This is a genomic window from Nonomuraea lactucae (assembly GCF_003313395.1).
Lineage (GTDB): Bacteria > Actinomycetota > Actinomycetes > Streptosporangiales > Streptosporangiaceae > Nonomuraea > Nonomuraea lactucae.
In genome coordinates this window covers 1-4,880 of the sequence record NZ_QNFZ01000785.1, presented here as the reverse complement: position 1 = coordinate 4,880, position 4,880 = coordinate 1, and the positions used below count along the sequence as shown (strand labels likewise).

Here is a 4,880-nt window from a genome sequence, read left to right as displayed (position 1 = left end):
GGCCGTCTCCCGGATCGCGGTCACGAAGCGCTCGCGCGCCGCCGCGTCGAACGCCGCGCCGCGCGTCAGCACGGCCAGCGACACCGCGCGCCCGTCGGCCGCCTGTCCCAGGTACACGAAGCCGGCCGGCGCCGAGTGCAGGCGCGCCTGCACCACGAAGGGCCCCAGCCGGGGAGGATCGCCATACTGCAGCGGACTTGCCACGTTTGCCATGAAAGCACAGACGTGGCGTGATGCGCGTTCGCGGCGCGTTTGGTGGAATGGGCCTCATGAGCGTCGCCGAAGAGTTGCCAGGCGGAACCGACGCGGCCGTGCTGCGTCAGGCCCTCGACGAGGTCCGGCGAGTGATCGTCGGACAGGATCACATGGTCGAGAGGCTGATCGTGGCCCTGCTCGCACGCGGGCACTGCTTGCTGGAAGGAGTCCCAGGCGTCGCCAAGACCCTCGCCGCCTCGACCCTGGCCACCGTGGTGGGCGGTACGTTCGCCCGCATCCAGTTCACCCCCGACCTGGTGCCGAGCGACATCGTCGGCACCCGCGTCTTCCATCCGTCCAACGAGAAGTTCGACGTCGAGCTCGGCCCGGTGTTCGTGAACTTCCTGCTCGCCGACGAGATCAACCGCGCCCCGGCGAAGGTGCAGTCGGCGCTGCTGGAGGTCATGGCCGAGCGTCAGGTCACGCTGGCCGGCGTCACCCACCCGCTGCCCAGGCCGTTCATCGTGCTGGCCACCCAGAACCCGATCGAGTCCGAGGGCGTCTACCCGCTGCCCGAGGTGCAGCGCGACCGGTTCCTGTTCCGGGTGCGCGTCAACCACCCGAGCGCCCACGAGGAGCTGGAGATCCTGCACCGGATGAGCGTCACGCCGCCCACGCCCGAGCGGGTGCTCGACCCCGACCGGCTGCTGGCTCTGCAGGAGGCCGCCGAGCAGGTGTCGGTCCACCAGCTGGTCGCCGACTACGTCGTGCGGCTGGTCATGTCCACCCGCGCGCCCGCCGAGTACGGCCTGGGGGAGCTGGGCGAGACCATCGAGATCGGCGTCAGCCCGCGTGCCACGCTGGGCCTGGTCGCCGCCGGGCGCGCCCTGGCGCTGCTGCGCGGCCGCGACTACATGCTGCCCGACGACGTCCGCGACGTGGCCGTGGACGTGATGTCGCACCGGCTGATGCTCACGTTCGACGCGCTGGCCGACGGCGTCGATCCCGAGCAGGTCGTCCGGCAGATCCTGCACGCCGTGCCGCCGCCCCTCGTCGTCTGGAACCAGCAGCGGTGACGACGACGGCCGAGCAGGCTCTCAGACGCCTGGAGCTGGTGGTGACGAGGAAGCTCGACGGGCTCCTCCACGGCGCCCACCAGGGGCTGCTGCCCGGCACGGGCAGCGAGGCGGGCGACAGCCGCGTATACGTCCCCGGCGAGGACGACGTGCGCCGCATGGACTGGGCGGTCACCGCCCGCACGACCGTGCCGCACGTGCGCGACCTGATCGCCGACCGCGAGCTGGAGACGTGGGCGCTGGCCGACCTGTCGCCCAGCATGGACTTCGGCACCGCCGACAGCGACAAGCGCGATCTCGTGGTGGCCGCGATGGGCGCGATCGGGTTCCTGTCCAGCCGGATGGGCGACCGGTTCGGCGCCCTGGTGCTGCACGACGAGTACGTCCACCGTATGCCCGCGCGTTCCGGACGCCCCGCCCTGTACGGGCTGCTGCACTCGCTGATGGACGCGCCGCGCGGCCGTCCCGTGCCCGACGCCCCCGACCTGGCGGAGGGCATCGAGGTGCTGTCGGCCACCCGCAGGCGGCGCGGCATGCGCGTGGTCGTGTCCGACTTCATCGACGCCCACCCGGAGCTCGACCCCGGCGCCGAACGGCCGTGGGAGCGGCCGATCCGGCGCCTGTCGGCCCGCCACCAGGTGCTCGCGATCGAGGTGATCGACCCGCGCGAGCTCGAGCTGCCCGACGTGGGCCGTGTCGCGTTCGCCGACCCGGAGACCGGGAACGTACGTGAAGTGCACCTTTCACCCAAAATCCGCCGCGATTACGCCGAGGCCGCCATGCTGCAGCGTGACGGCACCCGGGCGGCGCTGCGCCGTGCCGGGGTCGCGCACCTGGTGCTGCGCACCGACAGGGACTGGGTGTTCGACATCGCGCAGTTCGTGCTGCGCCAGCGCCGCATGAGCCACCTCGCCCACCGGAGGGCTCAATGACTTTCCTGTCCCCCGCGTGGCTGTGGCTGTTCACGCTGGTGGTGCTGCTGATCGCCGGCTACGTCGCCGCGCAGTTCGCCCGGCGCCGCTACACCGTGCGCTTCACCAACGTGGCGCTGCTCAACCTCGTCGTGCCGGCCGGGCCCGGCTGGCGGCGGCACGTGGCGCCGCTGCTGTTCCTCGTCATGATGTCGCTGCTCGTGCTCGGCGCGGCCAGGCCGGCAGACCAGGTACGGGTGCCGCGCGACCGCGCCACCATCATGATCGCGCTCGACGTGTCGCTGTCGATGGAGGCCGACGACGTCCAGCCCGACCGGATCACCGCCGCCAAGACCGCCGCACAGGCGTTCGTCAAGGAGCTGCCCGACCGGTTCAACGTCGGCGTGGTCTCCTTCGCGCGCTCGGCGAACGTGGTCATCTCCCCCACCACCGACCACCAGGCCGTGGTGACCGCCATCGGCAACCTGTCGACCCGGCCGGGCACCGCGATCGGCGAGGCGGTGTTCAACGCGCTCGACTCGGTGCGCTCCTTCGACCAGGAGGCCGCCACCGACCCGCCGCCCGCCGCGATCGTGCTGCTGTCCGACGGCGACAACACCTCCGGGCGCTCGGTCAACGAGGCCATCGAGGCGGCCAAGAAGGCGCGGGTGCCGGTCTCCACGATCGCGTACGGCACGCAGGAGGGCACGGTCAACATCGACGGCCGCCCGGTGAACGTCCCGGTCAACAAGCAGACCCTGCAGTCGCTGTCCGACGGCACCACCGGCCGGGCGTACTCGGCGGAGTCCGGCAGCGAGCTGCGCGACGTGTACGAGCAGATCGGCACCTCGCTCGGGTTCAAGCTGGTGGACCAGGAGGTCACGCAGTGGTTCATCGTGGCCGCGATCGTGTTCGGGAGCCTGCTGGCGGGCGCCGCCGTGCTGTTCGGCACCAGGATCCCGTAACGTCTGCCACGTGGCCCACTACTTCTCCGAACGGCCGGGCACGGCGAGCAGGCCGGGCAGCGTGGACCTGGTGCTGCCCGACCTGCACCTCCGGCTGGAGACCGACAGCGGCGTGTTCTCGCCCGAGCGGGTCGACCTCGGCACCCGGATCCTCCTGGAGACGGTTCCGCCGCCGCCCCGCGAGGGCGACCTGCTCGACCTCGGGTGCGGCTACGGGCCGATCGCGCTGACGATGGCCTCGCGCGCGCCCGAGGCCGTCGTGTGGGCCGCCGACGTGAACCGCCGCGCCATCGAGCTCACCGAGCGGAACGCGCAGGCCGCGCGCCTTTACAAAGTAAGACCCGTGCATGTCGACGAGGTGCCGGACGAGGTCACGTTCGACGCCATCTGGTCCAACCCGGCCATCCGGATCGGCAAGCCGGCCCTGCACGGGATGCTCACCAGGTGGCTGTCGCGGCTGGCGCCCGGCGGCGTCGCCTACCTGGTCGTCCAGAGACACCTCGGCTCCGACTCCCTGCAGCGCTGGCTCGGCGAGCAGGGCTGGCAGGCCTCCCGCGAGGCCTCCCGGGCCGCCTACCGGATCCTGAAAGTGGAGAGATGAGAAGGCAGCTGCGCCCCACCGACGTCAAGCGGCTCAACCGCACCTGGCGGCGGCAGACCGGCAACAGGCTCTCCCTGATCCTCGAGTCGGTCACCGGCCCGTTCAACGTGGGCTCGATCTTCCGCAGCGCCGCCGCGTTCGGCGCCGACCAGATCTGGCTGGCCGGCAACTCCACGCCGCCCACCAACCCGAAGGCGGGCAAGACCGCGCTCGGCACCGACCGCCTGGTCACCTGGCACGACCCGGTGCCCGCCACCGAGGCCGTCAAGGCCGCCCGCGACGACGGCTACACCGTGCTGGCGATCGAGCTGACCGCCGAGGCCGTGCCGCTGCACCGGGCCGACCTCGGCCGCGACGTGTGCCTGGTGGTGGGCAGCGAGGACCACGGCTGCTCCCCCGCCCTGCTCGACGCCGTCGACGGGGTCTGCTACATCCCGCAGGTGGGGCGGGTCGGCTCCGTCAACGTCGCCGTGGCCGCCGCCATCGCCCTGGCCGAGGCGCGCCGCCAGGAGTGGCAGAATCTCCCCGATTCGTAACCTGTTCTTTGTCCGCGTTCTTCATCCAGCGATTGCACGGAAGGCATACTTCAGGACGTGTACGCCCGCCGTTTCCCCTTTCTGGACCATCCGGGTCCGCTGGCCTTCGCCCACCGAGGTGGCGCCGCGGAGGGCGCGGAGAACACCGCCGAGGCCTTCGAGCGCGCGGCGCGCCTCGGTTACACGTACCTGGAGACCGACGCGCACGCCACCGCCGACGGGGTGCTGCTCGCCTTCCACGACCACACGCTCGACCGGGTCACCGACCGGCGCGGGCGCGTCTCCGAGCTGCCCTACCGCGAGGTCAGGCAGGCCCGCATCGGCGGCGTCCACGAGATCCCGCTGCTGGAGGACCTGCTCGGCGGCTGGCCGGAGATCCGCTTCAACATCGACGTGAAGGAGGCCACCGCGATCGCCCCGCTCGCCGAGGCGATCAGGCGCACGGCCGCGCACGACCGGGTCTGCCTGACCTCCTTCTCCGACGAGCGCCTGGTGCTGGCCAGGGCCGCGATCGGCAAGGAGGTCTGCTCGGCGCTCGGCCCGCGCGGCGTCGCCGCGCTCCGGGCCGCCGCCGCGACGTCCGGCTACGGCCGCCT

Annotated in this window: 6 protein-coding genes and 1 pseudogene; 6 read left to right on the top strand and 1 reads right to left on the bottom strand. The window is 72.0% G+C overall.

What is annotated here, in order from left to right; translation table 11 throughout:
• Positions 1-213, bottom strand: a pseudogene (locus DQW85_RS44880) (hypothetical protein); the annotation flags it as partial.
• A gap of 56 nt (positions 214-269) precedes the next feature.
• Here DQW85_RS44880 and DQW85_RS27550 point away from each other — a divergent pair.
• From DQW85_RS27550 to DQW85_RS27525, 6 genes are all read left to right on the top strand, one after another.
• Positions 270-1,271, top strand: coding sequence for an AAA family ATPase (locus DQW85_RS27550; protein ID WP_113702817.1), 1,002 nt, complete (start codon positions 270-272; stop codon positions 1,269-1,271).
• Positions 1,268-2,203, top strand: coding sequence for a DUF58 domain-containing protein (locus DQW85_RS27545; protein ID WP_240197460.1), 936 nt, complete (start codon positions 1,268-1,270; stop codon positions 2,201-2,203). Before DQW85_RS27550 ends, DQW85_RS27545 begins: the two co-directional genes overlap by 4 nt.
• A complete protein-coding gene (locus DQW85_RS27540; RefSeq protein WP_113702815.1) occupies positions 2,200-3,147 on the top strand; it encodes a VWA domain-containing protein in 948 nt (315 codons plus the stop codon). The genes DQW85_RS27545 and DQW85_RS27540 overlap by 4 nt, the downstream gene beginning before the upstream one ends.
• Positions 3,148-3,157: 10 nt before the next feature.
• Positions 3,158-3,748, top strand: coding sequence for a class I SAM-dependent methyltransferase (locus tag DQW85_RS27535; RefSeq protein ID WP_113702814.1), 591 nt, complete (start codon positions 3,158-3,160; stop codon positions 3,746-3,748).
• A complete protein-coding gene (locus DQW85_RS27530; RefSeq protein ID WP_113702813.1) occupies positions 3,745-4,284 on the top strand; it encodes a TrmH family RNA methyltransferase in 540 nt (179 codons plus the stop codon). The genes DQW85_RS27535 and DQW85_RS27530 overlap by 4 nt, the downstream gene beginning before the upstream one ends.
• 57 nt (positions 4,285-4,341) lie before the next feature.
• Positions 4,342-4,880, top strand: a 539-nt coding sequence (locus DQW85_RS27525; protein ID WP_113702812.1) for a glycerophosphodiester phosphodiesterase family protein, incomplete at its 3' end; no start/stop codon positions are given.

Bases quoted from the DNA above. Each gene is read 5' to 3' on its own strand.
- DQW85_RS27540 (WP_113702815.1), top strand. From the start codon at position 2,200: ATGACTTTCCTGTCCCCCGCGTGGCTGTGGCTGTTCACGCTGGTGGTG.
- DQW85_RS27530 (WP_113702813.1), top strand. From the start codon at position 3,745: ATGAGAAGGCAGCTGCGCCCCACCGACGTCAAGCGGCTCAACCGCACC.
- DQW85_RS27550 (WP_113702817.1), top strand. From the start codon at position 270: ATGAGCGTCGCCGAAGAGTTGCCAGGCGGAACCGACGCGGCCGTGCTG.